The organism is Blastococcus sp. SYSU DS0616 (assembly GCF_054051015.1).
In genome coordinates this window covers 61,105-83,275 of the sequence record NZ_JBJHAJ010000011.1, presented here as the reverse complement: position 1 = coordinate 83,275, position 22,171 = coordinate 61,105, and the positions used below count along the sequence as shown (strand labels likewise).

Annotated in this window: 17 protein-coding genes; 9 read left to right on the top strand and 8 right to left on the bottom strand. The window is 72.3% G+C overall.

From position 1 onward, the window contains the following. Positions 1-158: 158 nt before the first annotated feature. From ACI79K_RS10465 to ACI79K_RS10445, 5 genes are all read left to right on the top strand, one after another. Positions 159-2,192, top strand: coding sequence for an alpha-1,4-glucan--maltose-1-phosphate maltosyltransferase (locus tag ACI79K_RS10465; protein ID WP_456588888.1), 2,034 nt, complete (start codon positions 159-161; stop codon positions 2,190-2,192). 112 nt (positions 2,193-2,304) lie between these two features. After that, the gene (gene treS, locus ACI79K_RS10460) at positions 2,305-4,122 is read left to right on the top strand and encodes a maltose alpha-D-glucosyltransferase (protein ID WP_456599656.1); all 1,818 of its coding nucleotides are present in this window, start codon (positions 2,305-2,307) and stop codon (positions 4,120-4,122) included. After that, complete coding sequence (locus ACI79K_RS10455) at positions 4,119-5,486, top strand: maltokinase N-terminal cap-like domain-containing protein (RefSeq protein ID WP_456588890.1); 1,368 nt, start codon at positions 4,119-4,121, stop codon at positions 5,484-5,486. The genes treS and ACI79K_RS10455 overlap by 4 nt, the downstream gene beginning before the upstream one ends. Positions 5,487-5,538: 52 nt before the next feature. Next, positions 5,539-8,415 carry a 1,4-alpha-glucan branching protein GlgB gene (gene glgB / locus ACI79K_RS10450; RefSeq protein WP_456599655.1) on the top strand — a complete coding sequence of 959 codons (2,877 nt, stop codon included), beginning with the start codon at positions 5,539-5,541 and terminating at the stop codon, positions 8,413-8,415. Positions 8,416-8,548: 133 nt separating this feature from the next. Beyond that, positions 8,549-9,934, top strand: a complete 1,386-nt coding sequence (locus ACI79K_RS10445; protein ID WP_456599654.1) for a neutral zinc metallopeptidase — start codon at positions 8,549-8,551, stop codon at positions 9,932-9,934. A gap of 53 nt (positions 9,935-9,987) precedes the next feature. On the opposite strand, the gene ACI79K_RS10440 is transcribed toward ACI79K_RS10445, so the two are convergent. The 4 genes from ACI79K_RS10440 to ACI79K_RS10425 all read right to left on the bottom strand — a co-directional run bounded on the left by ACI79K_RS10440 (position 9,988) and on the right by ACI79K_RS10425 (position 13,651). Beyond that, the gene (locus ACI79K_RS10440) at positions 9,988-10,947 is read right to left on the bottom strand and encodes a tetratricopeptide repeat protein (RefSeq protein WP_456588893.1); all 960 of its coding nucleotides are present in this window, start codon (positions 10,945-10,947) and stop codon (positions 9,988-9,990) included. 92 nt (positions 10,948-11,039) lie between these two features. Continuing rightward, positions 11,040-11,399: a VOC family protein gene (locus ACI79K_RS10435; RefSeq protein ID WP_456588894.1), complete on the bottom strand. Its 360-nt coding sequence runs from the start codon at positions 11,397-11,399 to the stop codon at positions 11,040-11,042. A 26-nt stretch (positions 11,400-11,425) separates the two neighbouring features. Continuing rightward, entirely contained in the window at positions 11,426-13,105 is a 1,680-nt protein-coding gene (locus ACI79K_RS10430; protein WP_456588895.1) for an acyl-CoA mutase large subunit family protein, read from the bottom strand. A gap of 39 nt (positions 13,106-13,144) precedes the next feature. Then, positions 13,145-13,651, bottom strand: a complete 507-nt coding sequence (locus ACI79K_RS10425) for a MarR family winged helix-turn-helix transcriptional regulator (protein ID WP_456588896.1) — start codon at positions 13,649-13,651, stop codon at positions 13,145-13,147. Between the two features lie 194 nt (positions 13,652-13,845). Between ACI79K_RS10425 and ACI79K_RS10420 the strand changes: the two genes are divergently transcribed. Beyond that, entirely contained in the window at positions 13,846-13,992 is a 147-nt protein-coding gene (locus tag ACI79K_RS10420) for a hypothetical protein (protein ID WP_456588897.1), read from the top strand. Between the two features lie 64 nt (positions 13,993-14,056). Here ACI79K_RS10420 and ACI79K_RS10415 read toward each other — a convergent pair whose 3' ends face one another. The 3 genes from ACI79K_RS10415 to ACI79K_RS10405 form a co-directional block, all read right to left on the bottom strand. Continuing rightward, positions 14,057-15,526: a phytoene desaturase family protein gene (locus ACI79K_RS10415; protein ID WP_456599653.1), complete on the bottom strand. Its 1,470-nt coding sequence runs from the start codon at positions 15,524-15,526 to the stop codon at positions 14,057-14,059. A gap of 61 nt (positions 15,527-15,587) precedes the next feature. Further along, on the bottom strand, positions 15,588-16,610 hold the full coding sequence (gene meaB, locus ACI79K_RS10410; protein WP_456597957.1) for a methylmalonyl Co-A mutase-associated GTPase MeaB: 1,023 nt from the start codon (positions 16,608-16,610) through the stop codon (positions 15,588-15,590). Between the two features lie 73 nt (positions 16,611-16,683). Further along, complete coding sequence (locus ACI79K_RS10405) at positions 16,684-17,874, bottom strand: acetyl-CoA C-acetyltransferase (RefSeq protein ID WP_456588900.1); 1,191 nt, start codon at positions 17,872-17,874, stop codon at positions 16,684-16,686. Between the two features lie 203 nt (positions 17,875-18,077). Between ACI79K_RS10405 and mce the strand changes: the two genes are divergently transcribed. Together mce and ccrA are read left to right on the top strand one after the other, a co-directional pair. After that, positions 18,078-18,536, top strand: a complete 459-nt coding sequence (mce, locus tag ACI79K_RS10400) for a methylmalonyl-CoA epimerase (protein ID WP_456588901.1) — start codon at positions 18,078-18,080, stop codon at positions 18,534-18,536. 99 nt (positions 18,537-18,635) lie between these two features. Then, positions 18,636-19,967, top strand: a complete 1,332-nt coding sequence (gene ccrA / locus ACI79K_RS10395) for a crotonyl-CoA carboxylase/reductase (RefSeq protein ID WP_456588902.1) — start codon at positions 18,636-18,638, stop codon at positions 19,965-19,967. Positions 19,968-20,120: 153 nt separating this feature from the next. Here ccrA and ACI79K_RS10390 read toward each other — a convergent pair whose 3' ends face one another. Further along, entirely contained in the window at positions 20,121-20,930 is an 810-nt protein-coding gene (locus ACI79K_RS10390; RefSeq protein ID WP_456590214.1) for a DUF3097 domain-containing protein, read from the bottom strand. Between the two features lie 348 nt (positions 20,931-21,278). On the opposite strand from ACI79K_RS10390, the gene ACI79K_RS10385 reads away from it, so the two are divergent. Beyond that, positions 21,279-22,103 carry a DUF2382 domain-containing protein gene (locus tag ACI79K_RS10385; protein WP_456599652.1) on the top strand — a complete coding sequence of 275 codons (825 nt, stop codon included), beginning with the start codon at positions 21,279-21,281 and terminating at the stop codon, positions 22,101-22,103. Positions 22,104-22,171 lie beyond the last annotated feature (68 nt).

The window sequence follows — 22,171 nt, the reverse complement described above, 5'->3', positions numbered from 1 at the left end:
CGGCGAGCCTAACGAGTCGCGGGCCCTCCGTCGCGTCCGTCGCGCGGTGCCCCGCGGAGCCCGCCGGAGCAGGCCACCGACCCCGGACGGGTGAGGTGGGAGCTGCGGACGAGCGGCCGAGATGCTGGTGAGGCGGCAGCTCAGTAGCGTGGTCGCCGATGACTGGCCGCGCTGATCTCCGCCTCGGCATCACCGATGTCGCCCCCGTCGTGTCCTGCGGGTCCTTCTCGGCCCGCGCGGTGGTCGGTGAACACCTGCCGATCACCGCCACCGTCTTCCGCGAGGGCCACGACGCCGTCGCGGCCAACGTCGTGTGGATCCCACCCGGCGCCGAGGACGACCCCGGCCCGCTGCGCCGCCTGGCGAAGCACGGGCAGGAGCCCGACCGCTGGCTCACCACCGTGGTCCCCGACCGCGAGGGCTCCTGGTCCTTCCGCATCGAGGCCTGGAGCGACCCCCTGGCCACCTGGCGGCACGCCGTCGAGGTCAAGGTCGAGGCCGGCCAGGGCGCCGACGAGCTGGCCAACGACCTGGAGGAGGGCGCCCGGCTGCTCGACCGGGTGGCCGCGGACGCCGAGGAGGACTGGCGCGGCCGGGTGGAGGCCGCCGCCGCCGCGCTCCGCGACACCTCGCAGGAGCTGACCGTGCGCATCGCCCCGGCGCTGGCCGCCGGGCTCCAGCGCTACCTCTACGAGCACCCGGTGCGCGAGCTGGTCACCCGCTCCCCCCGGTACGAGGTGTGGGTCGACCGTCGCGAGGCCCTCTACGGCTCCTGGTACGAGTTCTTCCCGCGGTCGGAGGGGCCCGTCGTCGGCGGCGTCCCGACGCACGGCACCTTCACCACCGCCGCCGACCGGCTGCCGGCGATCGCGGACATGGGCTTCGACGTCGTCTACCTGCCCCCGATCCACCCGATCGGCAAGGTCAACCGCAAGGGCCCGAACTCCAGCCAGTTCCCCGGCGGCAACCCGCACGACGTGGGCCCCGACGACGTGGGCTCCCCGTGGGCCATCGGCAGCGACGAGGGCGGGCACGACGCCGTCCACCCGCAGCTGGGCACCATGGACGACTTCAAGGCCTTCGTCGCCCGCACCCGGGAGCTGGGCATGGAGGTCGCGCTCGACTTCGCGCTGCAGGCCGCGCCGGACCACCCGTGGGTCGAGACCCATCCGGAGTGGTTCACGACCAAGCCCGACGGCACGATCGCCTACGCGGAGAACCCGCCGAAGAAGTACCAGGACATCTACCCGATCAACTTCGACAACGACCCCGAGGGCATCTACGCGGAGTGCCGCCGGGTGATCCAGGTGTGGATCGACGCCGGGGTGACGATCTTCCGCGTCGACAACCCGCACACGAAGCCGCTGAACTTCTGGCACTGGCTGATCTGGGACGTCAAGCAGAGCCACCCCGACGTGCTCTTCCTCGCCGAGGCGTTCACCCGGCCGGCGATGATGCACCAGCTGGCGCGCATCGGCTTCACGCAGTCCTACACGTACTTCACGTGGCGCACCGGGCGCGAGGAGCTGGAGGAGTACGGCCGGGAGCTGGCCGCGAACAGCCACTACATGCGGCCCAACTTCTTCGTGAACACCCCGGACATCCTCCACGAGTCGCTGCAGTTCGGTGGCCCGCCGATGTTCAAGATCCGCGCCGTGCTCGCGGCGATGATGAGCCCCACCTGGGGCGTCTACTCCGGGTTCGAGCTCTTCGAGCACGTGGCGGTGAAGCCGGGCAGCGAGGAGTACCTGGACAGCGAGAAGTACCGGCTGCGCCCGCGCGACTGGGCCGGCGCGGAGGCGTCCGGCCGGAGCCTCGCCCCGTACCTGCGACGGCTCAACGAGGTCCGGCGCGCCCACCCGGCGCTGCAGCAGCTGCGCACGCTGCGCTTCCACCAGGTCGACAACCCCAGCCTGCTCTGCTTCTCCAAGACCGACCCGGGCTCGGACGACGCCGTCATCGTCGTCGTGAACCTGTCCAGCCGCGACACCCAGATCGGGACGACGGCGCTGGACCTGCCGGCGCTGGGCCTGGACTGGCACGAGCGATTCGGGGTCACCGACGAGCTGACCGGCGCCCGCTACGACTGGGGCCAGTTCAACTACGTGGAGCTCGACCCCTACCGGGAGCCCGCCCACGTCTTCGCGGTCACCTTCCCGCGGCCCGTGCAGTTCCCCCCGCCGGTCGACTGAAAGAGGACCCGCCTGCCCCCCACCCCCACCGCTCGCGCGCTCGCGGCGGGCCCCGGCAGGCGGGCCGCGCACTTCCACCCCAGGCACGACAGGAGAGGGGCACCCGCTCCCGATGAACGTTCCCGTCCCCGACTCCCCCTCGCACCGGTCCGCGCTCCCGCCGCCGGGCACCGACCCCGAGTGGTACAAGCGCGCGGTCTTCTACGAGGTGCTCGTCCGCGGCTTCGCCGACAGCAACGCCGACGGCGTCGGCGACCTGCGCGGCATGAAGGACAAGCTGGACTACCTGCAGTGGCTCGGCGTCGACTGCCTGTGGCTGCCACCGTTCTTCGCCTCCCCGCTGCGCGACGGCGGCTACGACGTCAGCGACTACACGGCGGTGCTGCCCGAGTTCGGCACCATCGAGGACTTCAAGGAGTTCCTCGACGAGGCCCACGCCCGGGGCATGCGCGTGATCATCGACTTCGTCATGAACCACACCTCGGACCAGCACCCGTGGTTCCAGGCCAGCCGCAGCGACCCCGACGGCCCGTACGGCGACTTCTACGTCTGGGCCGACGACGACACCGGCTACGCCGACGCCCGGATCATCTTCGTCGACACCGAGAGCTCCAACTGGACGTTCGACCCGGTGCGCAAGCAGTACTTCTGGCACCGGTTCTTCTCCCACCAGCCCGACCTGAACTTCGAGAACCCGAAGGTGCAGGAGGCGATCATCGACGCCCTGCGCTTCTGGCTGGACCTCGGCATCGACGGCTTCCGGCTCGACGCCGTGCCCTACCTCTTCGAAGAGGAGGGCACCAACTGCGAGAACCTCCCGCGCACCCACGAGTTCCTCAAGGAGGTGCGCAAGGTCGTCGACGCCAACTACCCGGACACGGTGCTGCTGTGCGAGGCCAACCAGTGGCCGGCCGACGTCGTCGAGTACTTCGGCGAGAACGGCGACGAGTGCCAGATGGCGTTCCACTTCCCCGTCATGCCGCGCCTGTTCATGGCGGTGCGCCGGGAGCAGCGCTTCCCCATCTCGGAGATCATGGCGCAGACGCCGGACATCCCGGACAACTGCCAGTGGGGCGTCTTCCTCCGCAACCACGACGAGCTGACCCTCGAGATGGTCACCGACGAGGAACGCGACTACATGTGGGACGAGTACGCCAAGGACCCCCGCATGAAGGCCAACATCGGCATCCGCCGGCGGCTGGCCCCGCTGCTGGACAACGACATCAACACCCTCGAGCTGTTCAACGCGCTCCTGCTGAGCCTGCCGGGCTCCCCGGTCCTCTACTACGGGGACGAGATCGGCATGGGCGACAACATCTGGCTCGGTGACCGCGACGGCGTCCGGACGCCGATGCAGTGGACCCCGGACCGCAACGGCGGGTTCTCCACCGCTGACCCCCAGCGCATGTACCTGCCGCTCAACGCCGACCCGGTGTACGGCTACCAGGTCACCAACGTCGAGGCCCAGCTGCGCAACACCAACTCGCTGCTGCAGTGGGTCCGGCGGATGATCCAGGTCCGCGGCCAGCACCCCACCTTCGGGCTGGGCAGCTACGCCGAGATCGGCTCGCGCAACCCCACGGTGCTCTCGTTCGTGCGCGAGTTCGGCGACGACGTCGTGCTCTGCGTCAACAACCTGTCGCGCTTCCCGCAGCCGGTCGAGCTGGACCTGCGCCGCTTCGAGGGCTACACGCCGATCGAGCTCACCGGGCGGGTGGAGTTCCCGCAGATCGGCGTCCTGCCGTACATGCTCACCCTCGCCGGCCACGGCTTCTACTGGTTCGAGCTCTCCAAGCCGACCGAGCCCGCCGCCGACGAGCACGAGGACTGGGCCAGCGCCACCTCCAGCGCCGTGGCCGACTCCCTGCTGGCCGCGGGCGTGGTGAGCGCCGCCGACGAGCCGTCCGACGAGTCCGGAGATGCCCGATGAGCGCACTGATCGACCTGTTCCGCGAGTGGATCCCGCAGCAGCGGTGGTTCGGCGGCAAGGGCCGCGAGTGGGCCGGGGTCACCGAGGACGGCTTCTTCCTCGACCGCGGCAACCCGGTGCTGTCGGTGCACCGGGTGCGGATCGAGTACACCGACGGCGCCCGCGACACCTACCTGGTGCCGATCTCCTGGCGCGACCAGCAGGCCGAGGAGCTGGGAGCGGCCTACATCGGCGCGGTCGTGGGCGAGGGGCAGGAGACCTACGCCTACGACGCGATGCGCGATCGGGAGGCCACCGCGCCGTGGCTGATCCACCTGGCCAACGGCTCCTCGGTGGGCCCGATGCACTTTGCCCCCGCCGGCGAGGGCGACATCCCCGCTGGCCTGCCGGGCGACATCGTCTCGACCGAGCAGAGCAACACCTCGCTGGTGTACGGCCAGGAGGCGATCCTCAAGCTCTTCCGGCGGCTGGAGCCCGGGCTCAACCCCGACGTCGAGATCCACGGCGCCCTGCGCCGGACCGACAACGAGCACATCGCCCCGCTGCTGGGTCACGTGGAGATCGACGACCCGGCGGGCGGCGAACCGGCCACCGTGGCCATGCTCCAGACGTTCGTGCCCAACGCCAGCGACGGCTGGCGGCTGGCGACCGCGAGCGTCCGCGACCTGTACGCCGAGGGTGACCTGCACGCCGACGAGGTGGGTGGGGACTTCGCGGCCGACAGCGAGCGGCTGGGTGCGGCGACCGCCTCGGTGCACGCCGACATGGCTGCGGTCCTCCCCACGGAGGAGGCCGCGCCGGACTGGTACCCGACCGTGGCCCGGCAGATGTCCGAGCGGCTCGACGCCGCGATCGAGATCGTGCCGCAGCTGCAGGAGCACGCGGACGCGCTGCGCCAGGTCTACGCCGCCGTCGCCGAGAGCGGCGAGCAGGTCGTCCGCCAGCGGGTGCACGGCGACCTCCACCTGGGCCAGGTGCTGCGCACCGCCACCGGCTGGATCATCCTCGACTTCGAGGGTGAGCCGGCCCGCCCGCTCGTGTCCCGCCGGGAGCTCGACAGCCCGCTGCGCGACGTCGCCGGCATGCTGCGCAGCTTCGACTACGCGGCCCGGCACCTGCTCGTCGAGCAGCCGGAGGACCCGCAGCGCGAGTACCGCGCCCAGGAGTGGGCGGCACGGAACCGGGCCGCCTTCTGCGCCGGCTACTCCGAGGCCAGCGGCCTGGACCCGTGCGGGGAGTCACCACTCCTTCGGGCGTTCGAGGCAGACAAGGCGGTTTACGAATGCGTCTACGAGGCGAGGAACCGTCCGCACTGGCTGATGATCCCGCTCCAGTCGATCGCCCGGCTCGCCGGCCGCGACTGAGCTCCCGAACCGACGGACCAGAGCACCGAGAACGGACGAGGACGGCGAGACGATGACGACCGACGACCGAGGCGAGAGCCACGTGGCCGACAAGGACGATCTGCAGCGCGCCGTGGACCGGAAGGTGGCCGAGGCCGAGGCAGCTGCCGGCGGCCCGGTCGTGAACGCCGAACCGGCGAAGAAGACGACCCGCCGCGCCGCGGCGAAGAAGGCGCCCGCCGAGAAGGCCACGCCCGCCGAGAAGGCGCCCGCGAAGAAGGCCCCGGCCGCGAAGAAGGCGGCGCCGGCCAAGAAGGCGACCCCGGCCAAGAAGGCGGCCGCCGCCGACGCGGCGACGCCCACCACGAGGGCGACGGCAGCGAAGCGGGCGACGGCGAAGAAGGTCGCCGCCGCGCCCACGGCCACCGAGGCCACGCCGGAGCCCGGCAGCGAGGACACCGAGATCACCGCCAACCCGGTGGTGGCCCCCGCCCCCGTCGCCGAGCCCGGCTCCCCCAGCGGCGCCCCGGCCGGGCAGCCGGAAGCCCCCGACCCCGACCCGGCCCAGCCCGACACCCCGCAGGCGCCGACCGAGGACCGGGCGACCACCGGGGGCTCGGCGGAGCCGGCTGCGCCGGTCCTGCCGGCCGGCGCTCCGTCCCCCGCCGGCGGTACGACCGCCGGCGCCGCCGAGGACAGCGGGATCGAGGAGTTCGGCGAGGAGGAACTCCGGGCGATCGTCGAAGGCTGGTCGCACGACCCGCACCGCATCCTCGGCGCGCACCGCACGGCCGAGGGCTGGGCGGTGCGCACGTTGCGGCCCGATGCGGTCAGCGTCGCCGTCCTCGACGAGGACGGCAGCCGGTACGAGGCCGAGCGCCTGCACGACGGGGGCATCCACGAGGCGCGCCTCCCCCGCCAGCCCGGGGACTACCGGATCGAGGTGGTCTACGGGGACGGGCAGGGCGGCACGACCACGCACACGGTCGACGACCCCTTCCGCTGGCTGCCCACGCTCGGACCGGTCGACGAGCACCTGATCCGCGAGGGGCGCCACGAGCGGCTGTGGGAGGTGCTCGGCGCGCACGTCCGGCGGTACGAGACGCCGCGCGGCACGGTCGAGGGCGTCTCCTTCGCCGTCTGGGCGCCCAGCGCGCGCGGCGTGAAGGTCACCGGCGACTTCGACTACTGGGAGGCCCGCGCCTACCCGATGCGGGTGCTCGGGTCCTCCGGTGTCTGGGAGATCTTCATCCCCGGGGTGCAGGTCGGCACCCGCTACCGCTACCACGTCCTGGGTGCCGACGGGACCTGGCGCGAGAAGTCCGACCCGCTCGCGTTCGCCACCGAGGTGCCGCCCCTGAACGCGTCCGTGGTGACGGAGTCCACCTACGAGTGGCGCGACGACGCCTGGCTGACCGAGCGCGCCGAGGCCGGGTGGCACCAGCGCCCGATGAGCGTCTACGAGGTCCACGCCGGCTCGTGGCGCGAGGGGCTGTCCTACCGCGAGATGGCCGACGAACTGGTCGACTACGTCCGGGAGGCCGGCTTCACCCACATCGAGTTCATGCCGCTGGCCGAGCACCCCTTCGGCGGCTCCTGGGGCTACCAGGTCACCTCCTACTACGCGCCCACCTCCCGTTTCGGCACCCCGGACGACCTGCGGTACCTGATCGACCGGGCACACCAGGCCGGTATCGGGATCATCGTCGACTGGGTGCCCGCCCACTTCCCCAAGGACGAGTGGGCGCTGGCCCGCTTCGACGGGACGCCGCTCTACGAGCACGGTGACCCGCGCCGGGGCGAGCAGTTGGACTGGGGCACCTACGTCTTCGACTTCGGCCGGTCGGAGGTCCGCAACTTCCTGGTCGCGAACGCGCTGTACTGGTGCAAGGAGTTCCACATCGACGGCATCCGCGTCGATGCGGTCGCCTCGATGCTCTACCTGGACTACTCCCGCAGCGAGTGGGAGCCCAACAAGTACGGCGGCCGGGAGAACCTGGAGGCGGTGGCCTTCCTCCAGGAGTTCAACGCGACCGTCTACCGCGAGGTCCCCGGCGTCATGACGATCGCCGAGGAGTCGACCGCCTGGCCCGGCGTCACCCGGCCGACCCACCTGGGCGGGCTGGGTTTCGGCTTCAAGTGGAACATGGGCTGGATGCACGACTCGCTCGCCTACGTCGAGCGGGAGCCGGTCTACCGCAGCTACCACCACGGCCAGCTGACGTTCTCGATGCACTACGCGTACAGCGAGAACTACGTGCTGCCGATCAGCCACGACGAGGTCGTGTACGGCAAGGGGTCCATGCTGCGGAAGATGCCCGGGGACCGGTGGCAGCAGCTGGCCAACCTGCGCGCCTACCTGGCCTACATGTGGGCCCACCCCGGCAAGCAGCTGCTGTTCATGGGATCGGAGTTCGCCCAGGACTCCGAGTGGGCGGAGAGCCGCTCGCTGGACTGGTGGCACCTCGACGACCCCGCGCACCGCGGCATCCTCCAGCTGGTCACCGACCTCAACGGCCGGTACAAGGAGCTCGACGCCCTCTGGTCGCTGGACGTCGACCCGGCCGGCTTCCAGTGGATCGACGCCAACGACGCCTCGGGCAACGTGCTGTCCTTCCTGCGCTACGGGGCCGCCCCGCAGGGAGCCGGAGCCGCGGCGGACCCCGCGGAGGGCAGCGAAGAGGGCACCGCCGAGGAGACGGTCGCGGGCTCCGCGCTGGCCTGCGTCGTCAACTTCTCCGGCGCCCCGCACCACGAGTACCGCATCGGGCTGCCCCGCCCCGGGCACTGGCGCGAGGTGCTCAACACCGACGCCGAGGGCTACGGCGGCTCCGGCGTCGGCAACTACGGCGGGATCGAGGCCGAGGCGGAGCCCTGGCACGGCCAGCCGTACTCGGCGACGATCTCGGCACCGCCGCTGGGCACCGTCTGGTTCCTGCACGAGGGCTGATCCAGCGTTCCACCACCCGGCCGCGCCGCTCCGGCGCTGCCGGGTGGTGGCCGGGTCCTGCGCCACCGGGCATGCTGTGCGGCGCGCGACCTCCCGGACGCGCGCCCCGCACCGCCTGGAGGAGCCCCACCGGATGAGAGAGCTGCTGCGCCGGGTGGCCCCCCTGGTGGCCGCGGGACTGGTGCTCTCCGGCTGCGCCACCGGCACGGTCCGCGGGGAGGCCACTCCCCCCGACGGGGCGCCGACCGATGTGCCGGCCGAGCAGTTCCCGATCACCGGCGTGAGCGACGACCCGATCGACCAGTTCGCCCGCAACGCCCTGGCCGACCTCGAGACCTTCTGGACACAGGCCTACCCCGAGTACTTCGGGGAGGAGTACACCCCGCTGGAGGGCTACTTCTCCGTGGACTCCGAGGACCTGGACGGGAACGCCTACCCCGAGACCGGGATCGGCTGCGCGGGCTCCCCCACCGCGCCGGAGGACGTGGCCGGCAACGCGTTCTACGACCCGGCCTGCGACGTCATCGCCTACGACCGGGCGCTGCTGGAGGAGCTCTCCGACGACTACGGACGCTTCCTCGTGCCGGTGATCATGGCGCACGAGTTCGGGCACGCCATGCAGGGCCGGTTCGGCTTCGCCGAGTCCGGGCGCAGCATCCAGGACGAGACCCAGGCCGACTGCCTCGCCGGCGCCTGGACCCGCTGGGTCGCCGACGGGGAGGCCGCGCACGTGTCCCTGCGCGAGCCGGAGCTCGACGACGTCGTCCGGGGGTTCCTCCTGCTCCGTGACGACGTGGGCAGCGACCCGGACGACGTCGAGGCGCACGGCTCTTACTTCGACCGCGTCTCGGCCTTCTACGACGGCTTCGAGAGCGGTCTGGGCACCTGCCGCGACGCGTTCGGCGAGGACCGGCTGTTCACCGCCGCGGAGTTCACTCCGACCGACCTCAACCAGGGGAACGCCTACTTCGCCGACATCGTCGACTGGGTGGGCGCCACCCTGCCCGCCTTCTGGGGCGACGTCTTCCCCGCGGCCTTCGGCGGTCGGTTCGAGGAACCCGAGATCGCCGGGTTCGACGGCAGCGCCCCGGCCTGCGACGGGCTCGACGGCCGGGATCTGGGCTACTGCCCCGACGAGCTGACCGTCTACATCGACGAGACCGACCTCGCGGTACCGGCCTACGACGAGATCGGCGACTTCGCGCTGGCCACGGCCATGGCCCTCCCCTACGCGCTCGCGGTGCGCGACCAGGCCGGCCTGTCGGTGGACGACGGCGAGGCGACCCGGTCGGCGGTCTGCCTCACCGGCTGGTATCAGGCGCAGTGGTACAACGCCGAGTTCGTCGACGTGGTCGAGGCCGAGATCAGCCCGGGCGACCTCGACGAGGCCGTGCAGTTCCTGCTGCGCTACGGCGTCGACGAGCAGGTGTTCCCCGACACCGACGCCTCGGGCTTCGAGCTGGTCGGCGCCTTCCGCAGCGGCTTCCTCGACGGCGGCGAGGCCTGCGACATCCGGTGAAGGCCCGCTCCTCTCCCCGCTCGCATGCGCGCGGGAAGAGGAGCGGGGCCGGCTCAGAACAGCGCGGCGGTGAGCTGACGGCGGGCCGCGGCGACGCGCGGGTCCTGGTCGCCGACGACCGAGAAGAGCTCCACCAGGTGCTTGCGCGCCTGGTCGCGGTCCTCGCCCCCGGTGCGGCGGACGACGTCGAGCAGCCGGTCGAAGGCGGCCTCGATGTCGCCGGTGCCCAGCAGGAAGTCCGCGGCCCGTGTCTGCGCGGCGACGTCGTCGGGCGCGGCGTCCGCGGCGGCCAGCGCCTCCGGCCCCGCCTCCTCCGCCCGGCGGAACAGCCGCACCTGGCGCAGGGCGATGCTCGCGTCGGGGTGGTCGGGCTCCTCGGCGAGGATCGCCTCGTAGGCGGCCTCGGCCGCGGCGAGGTCACCACGCTCGAGCGCGGCCTCGGCGGCGTCCAGCCGCGGATCCTCCACCTCCTGGGGCTGGGCGCCGGGGACCGCGCCGCCGGTGGTGGCCTGCACCAGCTCGGTGACGAACTGGCGGGCCTGCTCCTCGGGGATGGCCCCGGTGAACTCGGCGACCAGCTGCCCCTGCCACACCGCCTTGACGGCGGGGATGCCCTGGACGCGCAGCCCCTGGGCCAGCGCCGGGTTGGCCTCGACGTCGACCTTCGCCAGCACCCAGGAGCCGCCGCCCTCGACGGCCAGCCGCTCGAGCACCGGGGAGAGCTGCTTGCACGGACCGCACCACTCGGCCCACAGGTCGAGCACCACCGGCACCTGGAACGAACGGTCCAGCACCTCGGCCTGGAACGTGGCCTCGGTGACGTCGACGACGGCGCCGCCCGCCGCGCCCGCCGGCGCGGAGGCGCTGGGCGGCGGGGCGGTCTGGGCGCGTGCTGCGGCCTCCGAGCGGGCCTTGACGGCGGCGAGGTCGACGGCGCCGGCCATGGCGGCGGCCATCTGGGCCTGCTGTGCCTGCGCGCGCGGGTCGGGGCGTCCGGGACGGGTCGGCTGCATGACCTCGATCATCCCACCCCGCGCACGCCGGTCCTACCGGCCGCCCCTGCTCGTGCCACCCGCGCCCCCCGTGGCGCATCGAGCGGCCCCGGTCAGGCCTCCGACCAGACACCCAGCTCGTTGCCGTCCGGGTCCGCGAAGTGGAACCGCCGACCGCCGGGGAACGGGTAGGGGCCCTCGGTCACCCGACCGCCGGCGGCCGCCACGGCGGCGACCGTGCGGTCGAGGTCGGCCGAGAAGAGCAGGACGAGCGGGCCGCCGGGCCGAGGCGGCTGCTCGTCGACCCGCAGGCCGCCGGCCTCCGGGCCGCCCGCGCCGCGGATCCCGGCGTAGGCCGGCCCGTAGTCGGTGAAGTCCCAGCCGAACGCCTCGGCGTAGAAGCGCTTCGCCCGCTCCAGGTCGGTGACGGTCAGCTCGACGTAGTCGATGGCGTGGTGCACGTGGTCGGTCATGCCCGGCATCGTGCCGGGCGGGTACGTCAGAACCGCGCGGGCTCGGTGTAGCCGCCCCACTCGGTGCGGAGCGCGTCGCAGATCTCGCCGAGGGTGGCCTCGGCGCGGACCGCGTCGAGCATGGCCGGCACCATGTTCTGCTCGGTCCGGGCCACCTCCACCATGCGGGCGACGGCCGCCCGCGCGGCGTCGTCGTCCCGCTGCCGCCGGCGCTCGGCGAGCTCGGCCTTCTGGTCCCGCTCCACCTCGTGGCTGACCCGGAGGATCTCCAGCTTGTCGTGGGCGTCGACCGAGCCGACCAGGGTGTTGACCCCGACCACCTTCTTGTCGCCCTTCTCCAGCGCCCGCTGGTAGACGAACGCCGCCTCGGCGATCTCCCCGGTGAACCAGCCGTCCTCGATGCCCCGCAGGATGCCCGAGGTCATCGTGCCGTCGGTGCCCATGTCGCGGATGCGGGCGAAGATCTCCTCGGCCTGCCGCTCGATCTCGTCGGTGAGCGCCTCGACGTACCAGGAGCCGCCGAGCGGGTCGGCGACGTTCATGACGCCGGTCTCCTCGGCGATGACCTGCTGCGTGCGCAGCGCGATCTGCGCTGCCTTGGCGCTGGGCAGGGCGAGCACCTCGTCGAGCGCGTTGGTGTGCAGGCTCTGCGTGCCGCCGAGCACGGCCGACAGCGCCTCGACCGCCGTCCGGACGATGTTGTTGTCCGGCTGCTGGGCGGTCAGGGAGACGCCGGCGGTCTGGGTGTGGAACCGCAGCTGCTGGGCCTTCTCCGTCGTCGCTCCGTAGACGTCGCGCAGCCAGCGGGCCCAGATGCGGCGCGCGGCGCGGAACTTCGCGATCTCCTCGAAGAAGTCGATGTGCGCGTCGAAGAAGAACGAGAGGCCGGGCGCGAACTGCTCGATGTCCAGGCCGCGGGACAGGCCCAGCTCCACGTAGGCGAAGCCGTCGGCCAGCGTGTAGGCCAGCTCCTGCGCGGCGGTCGAGCCGGCCTCGCGGATGTGGTAGCCCGAGACGCTGATCGGCTTGTACGCCGGGATCTTCTCGGCGCAGTACTCCATCAGGTCGCCGATCAGGCGCAGGTGCGGCTCCGGCGGGAAGAGCCACTCCTTCTGCGCGATGTACTCCTTGAAGATGTCGGTCTGCAGGGTGCCGTTCAGCTTCCCGATGTCGGCGCCCTGGCGTTCGGCGGCGACCAGGTACATGCAGAAGACCGGGACGGCGGGGCCGCTGATGGTCATCGACGTCGTCGTCCCCGCGAGGTCGATGCCGTCGAAGAGCTCGTCCATGTCCACGGCGGTGTCGATGGCGACGCCGCAGTGGCCGACCTCGCCGAGGCTGCGCGGATCGTCCGAGTCCCGGCCCATGAGCGTGGGCATGTCGAAGGCCACCGAGAGCCCGCCGCCGCCCTCGGCCAGGATCATCTTGTAGCGCTCGTTCGTCTGCTTCGCGTTGCCGAAGCCGGCGAACTGCCGGATGGTCCAGGCCCGACCGCGGTAACCGGTGGCGTGCAGGCCCCGGGTGAAGGGGAACTCACCCGGGTAACCGATCCGCTCGAAGCCCTCCACCGCGCTCTCGTCGGCCGGCCCGTACACCGGGTCGACCTCGACGCCGGAGAGCGTCGTGAAGTCCGCGTCCCGCACCCGACCTGCGGCCAGTGCCGCGTCGTACCGCTGCTGCCACCGCTGCCGCGCGTCCTGGGTCATGCCGAGATGCTAGGACGTCCAACTATCCTGTGTCGAGGGTCACCCGGCGACGTCGCCGGCGCCCAGCCGGACCCGGCGCAGCGTGGCGAACAGGATCTCGTGCTCGTCGACCGAGAGGTCCTCCAGGCCGAAACCGATGCCGGTGAGCGCCCGGGTGCCCTCCTCCACCACGGCGCGACCGCGCTCGGTGATCGAGGCGAGGACACCCCGACCGTCGGCGGGGTTGGGGCGGCGGTCGACGTAGCCCGCCGCGACCAGGCGGTCGATCGCGTTCGTGACGCTCGTCGGGTGCACCATCAGCCGGCTGCCGATCACCTTCAGCGGCAACTCCCCCGACCGGCTGAAGGTGAGCAGCACGAGCACCTCGTACCGGGCGAACGTCAGCTCCAGGGGGCGCAGCACCTCGTCGAAGCGGGCGAGCAGGATCTGCTGGACCCGGAAGACCGACGTCGCCGCCCGCATCGCCGAGGACGGCCCGAAGTGCTTCTCCCACGTCTCCCCGGCGCGCTCGATCGGGTCGAACGGCAACCCCAGCGGTCGGACCATGCGCGGCACGGTACCTGCGCCACGTTCCCCCGCCGCCACCCTCGCTCGGTGCCGACCTGTCGTGGTGTCGACCCCGACCGTCACCACGTCGGGTCGACACCGGGGGTGCCTGGGAAAGGGGCCACGGCACTCCGGTGCGACCGGGCACGCTGCCACGGTGCCGCCGACAACTGACCGCCGTCCGCGGGGTGCGCATGCAGCGGCGATCCCTTGTTCCCTCCTGCCCGGCGGCCCCCTGCAGGGCGGCCGGGTGGACCGTCGTCCTCGTGACCGCGGAGGACCTCACCGACCCGGTCCAGCTGCTCGCCCGCATCGCCGCGGCCCTGCGGCTCGTGCACTGACCCTCGACGCCGCGTGAGGTGCGGGCCGCTCGACCCCCCGCCCACTCGACGACGGCCGGGCGGCTCAGTGCAGCGGTGGCCGCAGCGGCGGGACCTCCCGCACGCCGAACACCTCGGCCAGGGCGACGCGCGCGGCCTGGTCGCCGCAGGCCCCGTGAACGGCGGGACCGGGCGGGGTGGCCGACGACGCGAGGTAGACCCCGCGCACCGGCGTCTTGTAGGTGTTCCAGCGCGGGACCGGGCGGGCCAGCATCTGCCAGAGCGTCGTCTGGCCGTTGGAGATGTCCCCGCCCCGGTAGGTGGGGTTCCACTGCTCCATCGCGACGGCGTTCTTCGTGTGGCGGTCGACGACAGTGTCGCGGAAGCCGGGCGCGAACCGCTCGATCTGCGTCTCGATCGCCTGCGTCATGTCGACGTCGGACCCGTGCGGCACGTGCACGTAGGCCCAGAAGATGTGCCCGCCGTCCGGGGCGCGGCTGGGATCGGGCACGGTCGGCTGGACGGCGAGCACGTAGGGGCGGTCGGTGAGCCGCCCCTCGTTCGGCGCCTGCTCCCCCGCGATCGTCTCCGCCAAAGTGCCGGCGACGTGGATCGTCCCGGCGCTGCGCACGTCGGGGTTGGCCCACGGCACCGGCTCGGAGAGGATCCAGTCGATCTTGAACACTCCGGCGCCGTGCCGGTAGCGCTGCACCCAGCGGCGGTAACCCTCGTGCACCCGGTCCCCGGCCATCGACATGAAGGCGTCCGGCGTGGTGTCGAGCAGGACCGCCGGCACGCCCTCGAACTCGCGCAGGTCGGTGACCAGGCGCCCGGTGACGACCTCGCCCCCCTGCTCCTCGAGCGCGGTGACCATGGCATCGGCCAGCTTCTGCGACCCACCCTCGACGAGTGGCCACCCGACGTGGTGGGACAGCATCGTCAGCAGCATGCCCAGCGCCGAGGTCAGCGGCTGGCGCAGGTCGAGCATTCCGTGCGCGGCAGCGCCGGCGATGAGGGCCTGCCCCTCCGGGGTGTCGAAGTACCGCTGCGCCAGCCAGCGCACGTTGGGCAGGCCGGTGAGCCCGAACCTGGCGATCTGCACCGGGCTGCGCGTCGGCAAGCTGCGCAGCCGGCTGGTGAGGAAGAAGTCGACGATGTCGGCGCCGTGCTCCACCAGCGGCGCGAACAGGCGACGGTAGGCGGCCGCGTCCGCGCCGAGCCCCTCCGCGGTCCGCTCCAGGGAGCGGTGGGAGACCGCCGCCCGGCCGCCGTCCAGCGGGTGGGCGAAGTTGATCCGGGGCTGCACGAGGCGCACACCCCGCGCCGGCAGGTCGAACTCGCGGAAGAAGGGCGCGGCGGCGGCCAGCGGCTGGACGGTCGAGCAGACGTCGTGGTGGTAGCCGGGGCGCATGAGCTCCTCGGTGCGCATCCCGCCGCCGGGCCGCTCGCCGGCGTCGACGACCTGCACCCGCAGGCCGGCAGCCGCGAGGCGGAGCGCCGCCGCCAGCCCGTTGGGTCCCGCTCCGACCACGACGGCGTCCGCCTTGCCGTTCAATGCCGTAGTCCGTTCACCCGTCCATCCTCGCCGTACCGGGCGCGCCCTGCCCGGTCAGCGCCTACAGCTGGCCGAGCAGCTCGTCGGCGGCGCGGTAGGGGTCGGTCCCGCCGCCGACGACCGCGTCGGCCAGGGCCCCGAGCGCGGCGGACCCGCGCACGTCACCCATCCGCTCGCGCAGCGTGGCCAGCGCGATCGCCTCGATCTCGCGGGCGGCCCGCTCGCTGCGGCGACGGTGTCCCTCCCCCGAGGACTCCAGCCACTGCCGGTGCTCCTCGATCCTCGCCAGGACCTCCTCGACCCCGTTGTCGGTGTCGCGGGCGGCCACCGTGCGGCAGATCGGCGGGCGCCAGTGCCCGGCCTCGGAGTGCCGCCCGCCGAGCGAGAGCATGTAGCGCAGGTCGCGCACGGTCTGGTCGGCACCGTCCCGGTCGGCCTTGTTCACCACGAAGACGTCGGCGACCTCGAGGATCCCGGCCTTTGCGGCCTGGATGCCGTCCCCCATGCCGGGGGCCACCAGCACCAGCGTGGTGTCGGCGAGCGACGCGATCTCGAGCTCGGACTGCCCGACGCCGACGGTCTCGATCAGCACCACGTCGCACCCGGCGGCGTCCAGCACGCGCAGGGCCTGCGGCGTGGCCCAGGACAGCCCACCGAGGTGCCCGCGCGAGGCCATGGACCGGATGAAAACGCCGCTGTCGCCGGCGTGGTCCTGCATGCGCACACGGTCGCCGAGCAGGGCTCCGCCGGAGAAGGGCGACGACGGGTCCACGGCCAGGACCCCGACCCGCTTGCCGGCCTGCCGCAGCGCCCGCACGAGCGCGGTCGTCGACGTCGACTTGCCCACGCCCGGCGAGCCGGTCAGGCCGATGACCTGGGCGTGACCGGTGTGTGGGGCGAGCGCCGCCGCCACCTCGCGCAGCGCCGGGCTCGCGTCCTCGACCAGGGAGATCAACCGGGCCACCGACCGGGCATCGCCCTCGCGGGCCCCCGCTACCAGCGTCGGGACGTCGGCGGCCCGACGGCTCCGCCGCCCGCGAGGGGCGCCCGGAGCCGCCGGCTGGACCGCGGTTCCCTCCGTCACGCGGCCTCCTCGCTGGCGCTCGTCAGCCACGTGCCGGGGGTGCTCCGCTCCCCGGTCGAGCTCGCGAGCTCGCTCAACTCTTCGCGGGCACGTGCAGGATCAGCGCGTCACCCTGGCCGCCGCCACCGCACAGCGCAGCGGCGCCGACACCGCCACCGCGGCGGCGCAGCTCGAGCGCCAGGTCCAGCACGATCCGAGCGCCGCTCATGCCGATCGGGTGCCCGAGGGCGATGGCCCCGCCGTTCGGGTTCACCTTCTCCGGGTCGATGCCCAGCTCACGGGTGGAGACGATGCCGACCGCCGCGAACGCCTCGTTCAGCTCGACCAGGTCGAGCGACGTCGGGTCGATGCCCTCGCGCTCGCAGGCCTTCTGGATCGCCCGGGACGGCTGGCTCTGCAGGGTGGCGTCCGGGCCGGCGACGACGCCGTGCGCGCCGATCTCGGCGAGCACGGTGCACCCGAGCTCGGCGGCCTTCTCGGCGCTCATGACCACGACGGCACAGGCGCCGTCGGAGATCTGCGAGGCGGTGCCGGCGGTGATCGTGCCGTCCTTGGCGAAGGCCGGCTTGAGCTTCGAGAGGCTCTCGGCGGTCGTGTCGGGGCGGATCCCCTCGTCCTCGCGGAACTCGATCGGGTCGCCCTTGCGCTGCGGGATGAGGACCGGGGTGATCTCCTCGTCGAAGATCCCGTCCTTGGCGGCGCGCGCGGCCTTCTGGTGGCTGGCCGCGGCGAACTCGTCCTGCTCCTCGCGGGTCAGGTCGTAGCGGCTGTTGGCCTGCTCGGTGAGCGCCCCCATGGCCACCTGGTCGAAGGTGTCCGACAGCCCGTCGTGGGCCATCGCGTCGATCAGCTTCGTGTCGCCGTACTTCGTGCCGGTCCGCGAGCTGGCCAGCAGGTGCGGCGCCTGGGTCATCGACTCCATGCCCCCGGCGACGACGACGTCGTACTCGCCGGCGCGGATGAGCTGGTCGGCCAGCGCGATGGCGTTCATGCCGGAGAGGCAGACCTTGTTGATGGTCAGCGAGGGCACCGACATCGGGATGCCACCGGCCACCGCGGCCGGGCGGGCGGGGTTCTGGCCGGCGCCGGCCTGGATGACCTGACCCATGATCACGTAGTCGACCTGGTCGCCGGAGATGCCGGCCCGCTCGAGCGCGGCCTTGATAGCGATGCCGCCGAGGTCGGCCGCCGAGAAGTCCTTGAGCGAGCCGAGGAGCCGGCCCATCGGGGTACGGGCGCCGCTGACGATGACCGAGCGGGACATGCTGCCTCCAGTGGCGGGCCGCCGCCGGTGGCGACCTCGTTGTCGGGACGCACCGCGACGGCGTTACCGGCGCGGCATCGGGCCTTCCGGGAAGGATAGGACGGGCATCCGACGCGCGGCAGGGCGGATTTCGTGGCCGCCGTCACGCCCGGGGAGTGAGGCCCACCACAACGACCTGTCGTCTCAGACGTCTTGACGGCAGGATGCCTCGCGTGAGCAACGACGCCGCCCGCCCCGGCCTGCCCGAGGGCCTGCTGACGACCATCGACCACGTGGGCATCGCCGTCCCCGACCTGGACGAGGCGATCGCCTTCTACGCCCGGACCTTCGGCGTGCACTCGGTGCACGAGGAGACCAACGAGGAGCAGGGCGTCCGCGAGGCCATGCTCGCCGTCGGCACCGGGGAGACCCGCATCCAGCTGCTGGCGCCGCTGACGCCGGAGTCCACCATCGCGAAGTTCATCGGCCGCTCCGGTCCCGGTCTGCAGCAGCTGGCCTTCCGGGTCGACGACGTCGAGGCGGTGAGCGCGACGCTGCGCGAGCGCGGCCTGCGACTGCTCTACGACACCCCCCGGCGCGGGACGTCGGACAGCCGGGTCAACTTCGTCCACCCGAAGGATGCCGGCGGCGTCCTGGTCGAGCTCGTGGAGCCGGCCCGCTGAACCCGCCCCGTCCTGCCGGTTACCCACCGGTAACCTCACCGCACCCGCACCGCCCTCCGAGCCCGGCCGACCACGGCCACCGATGACCCGGGAGTACGCGTGAACGAGATCAGGGACGCCATCCTCGCCGACCAGCTGGACGCGCTGGGGGGCCTGGCCGTGCCGGAGTCCTACCGCGCCGTGCTCGTCCGCAAGGACGAGCAGCACATGTTCGAAGGCCAGGCCACGAAGGACAAGGACCCGCGCAAGTCCCTCCACGTGGACGAAGTGCCGACCCCCGAGCTCGGCCCGGGCGAGGCGATCGTGGCCGTCATGGCGTCCTCGGTGAACTACAACACCGTCTGGACGTCGATCTTCGAGCCGGTCTCCACCTTCGGCTTCCTCGAGCGCTACGGCCGGGTCTCCGAGCTCACCAAGCGGCACGACCTGCCCTACCACGTGGTGGGCTCCGACCTCGCCGGCGTCGTGCTGCGCGTGGGCCCGGGCGTGAACAAGTGGAAGCCGGGCGACGAGGTGGTCGCGCACTGCCTCTCGGTCGAGCTGGAGGACCCGGCCGGCCACGACGACACGATGATGGACCCGCAGCAGCGGATCTGGGGCTTCGAGACCAACTTCGGCGGCCTGGCCGAGCTGGCGCTGGTCAAGAGCAACCAGCTGATGCCCAAGCCGGCCCACCTCACGTGGGAGGAGGCGGCCAGCCCCGGGCTGGTCAACTCCACCGCCTACCGCCAGCTGGTCAGCAAGAACGGCGCCAACATGAAGCAGGGCGACACCGTCCTGATCTGGGGCGCGTCCGGGGGCCTGGGCTCCTACGCCACGCAGATGGCCCTCAACGGCGGCGCGATCCCCGTGTGCGTGGTCAGCAGCCCGGAGAAGGCCGAGATCGTCCGCAAGATGGGCGCCGAGCTGGTCATCGACCGGTCCGCGGAGGGCTACAAGTTCTGGAAGGACGAGGAGACCCAGGACCCGAAGGAGTGGCAGCGCTTCGGGAAGCGGATCCGCGAGCTGACCGGCGGCGAGGACGTCGACATCGTCTTCGAGCACCCCGGCCGGGAGACCTTCGGCGCGAGCGTCTACGTCGCCAAGAAGGGCGGGACGATCATCACCTGCGCCTCCACCACCGGTTACCTGCACCAGTACGACAACCGGTACCTGTGGATGAACCTCAAGAAGATCCTGAGCTCGCACTTCGCCAACTACAAGGAGGCGTGGGAGGCCAACCGCCTCATCGACAAGGGCCTCATCCACCCGACCCTGTCGAAGGTCTACCCGATGGAGGAGGTCGGCCAGGCCGCCCTCGACGTCCACCGCAACGCCCACCAGGGCAAGGTCGGCGTCCTGACCCTCTCCCCCCAGGAGGGCCTGGGAGTCAAGGACGCCGAGAAGCGCGAGAAGCACATCGACGCGATCAACCGCTTCCGCGGCGTGTAGCAGGACCCCGTCCTCCTCACCCCTCGCGCGCTCGGGGTGAGCCTCTGGACGGGGCCGTTCCAGCGACTCACCGGGGGGGGGGGGGGGCCGGCCCCCCCGCCCCCCCCCCCCCCGCCCCCCTGACGATCAGGTCACCTGATCAACATCGGAGCGTCAGTCGGTCGTGACGAAGTCGATCAGCTCCTCGACCCGGCCGATGAGCGTCGGCTCCAGGTCGGTCCAGACCTTCACCCGGGCCAGGATCCGCTGCGCCCACACGTAGCCGGTGTCGTCCTCCCAGCCCAGCCGCTTGCAGACACCGGTCTTCCAGTCCTCGCCCTTGGGCACGGTCGGCCAGGCCTTGATGCCGACGACGGACGGCTTGACCGCCTGCCAGATGTCGATGAACGGGTGCCCGACCACGAGCGCGTGGTCCCCGGTGATCTGGGCGGCGATCCGCGACTCCTTGGAGCCGGTCACCAGGTGGTCCACGAGCACGCCGAGCCGCCGTCCCGACGACGGCCGGAAGTCGCGCACGATCCCGGGCAGGTCGTCCACGCCGTGCAGCGGCTCGACGACGACGCCCTCGATGCGCAGGTCGTGGCCCCAGACCTTCTCCACCAGCTCGGCGTCGTGCTTGCCCTCGACGTAGATGCGCCCCTCGCGGGCCACCCGCGCCCGCGCGCCGACCACGTAGGTCGAGCCCGACGCGCTCCGCTGCGGGCCCGAGGGCGCGTTCTGCTTCGGGCGCACCAGCACCACCGGCCGGCCGTCGACCCAGAAGCCGGGCCCCAGCGGGTACGCGCGGACCTTCCCGAACCGGTCCTCGAGGTGGACGACGTCCTTCTCGCAGCGCACCACGGCGCCGACGAACCCGCTGCTGGGGTCCTCGACGACGACGTCCTTGAGCGCCTCGACCTGGGGGCTGGGCTTTTTGACGGTACGCGGGTGGACCAGGTTGTCGTACGGCGAACGGGGAGGCACGCCGACGACGCTAGGCATGCTGTCGGCACGGTCGTGGGCGACGCGCCGACCCGCGTGCCGGACCGATCCCGGACGACACGCCCGGGCAGGTCCAAAACACGCAGAGTGAGCGTGGCTGCGGCAGTTGCCGGGCGCAACGGGCGATCCGGTGGTGCGCCACGGATACGCGCGTGACCTGCGCCGATGGCCGTTCCGGAGCCCGTGGAGCGCTCCGGGACCGTGACGGGCGGAGCGCTCCGGGCCGGGTCGATCCGCCGTCGGTCTCGATCGGTTCGTTTCGCTGCGACCGTGCCGGTCACCCATCGGAGGGACGAACATCCCCGAGCTCAGATAGGAGCGACAACGACGATGATCGGCACCGAGACCATCAGCCGAGTGATCGGCCAGGACGTCTACGACGAGACCGGCAGCAAGATCGGGTCGGCCTCCGAGGTCTACCTGGACGACGAGACCGGCCAGCCCGAGTGGGTCACCGTGAAGACCGGCATGTTCGGGACGAAGGAGTCCTTCGTCCCCATCCGTGACGCCGACCTGACCGACGACGGTCTCCGCGTACCGGTGAGCAAGGACCGCGTCAAGGACGCGCCCAAGATCGACACCGACGGTCACCTCTCCCCGCAGGAGGAGGAGGAGCTCTACCGGTACTACGGCATGGGCACGGGCACGACCGGGACGACCGGCCGCACCGACACCATGACCGAGACCACGGGCGTGGCGGGGACCACCGGCACGGCCGACACGGACCGCACCGACACCCGGGGCACTGTCGGCCGCGACACCTCCGGCCCGACCACGGACGACGCCATGACCCGCTCGGAGGAGCGGCTGGACGTCGGCACCCGCCGCGAGGAGACCGGTCGCGCCCGCCTGCGCAAGTACGTGGTGAGCGAGAACGTGACCGAGACCGTCCCCGTGTCCCACGAGGAGGTCCGGGTCGAGCGCGAGCCGATCACCGACGCCAACGCCGGCAAGGCGATGGACGGGCCGGCCATCAGCGAGGAGGAGCACGAGGTCACCCTCCACGCCGAGAAGCCCGTCGTCGCCAAGGAGGCGGTCCCGGTCGAGCGCGTCCGGATGGACAAGGAGACCGTCACCGACCAGGAGACGGTCAGCGCCGACGTGCGCAAGGAGCAGGTCGAGGTCGACGGCGCGGACGACGCCCGTCGGCGGTGAGCCCACCCCGGCCGAGGGCCGGGGCACCTGACGAACGGCGGCCGGCCGGGGAGATCTCTCCTCGGCCG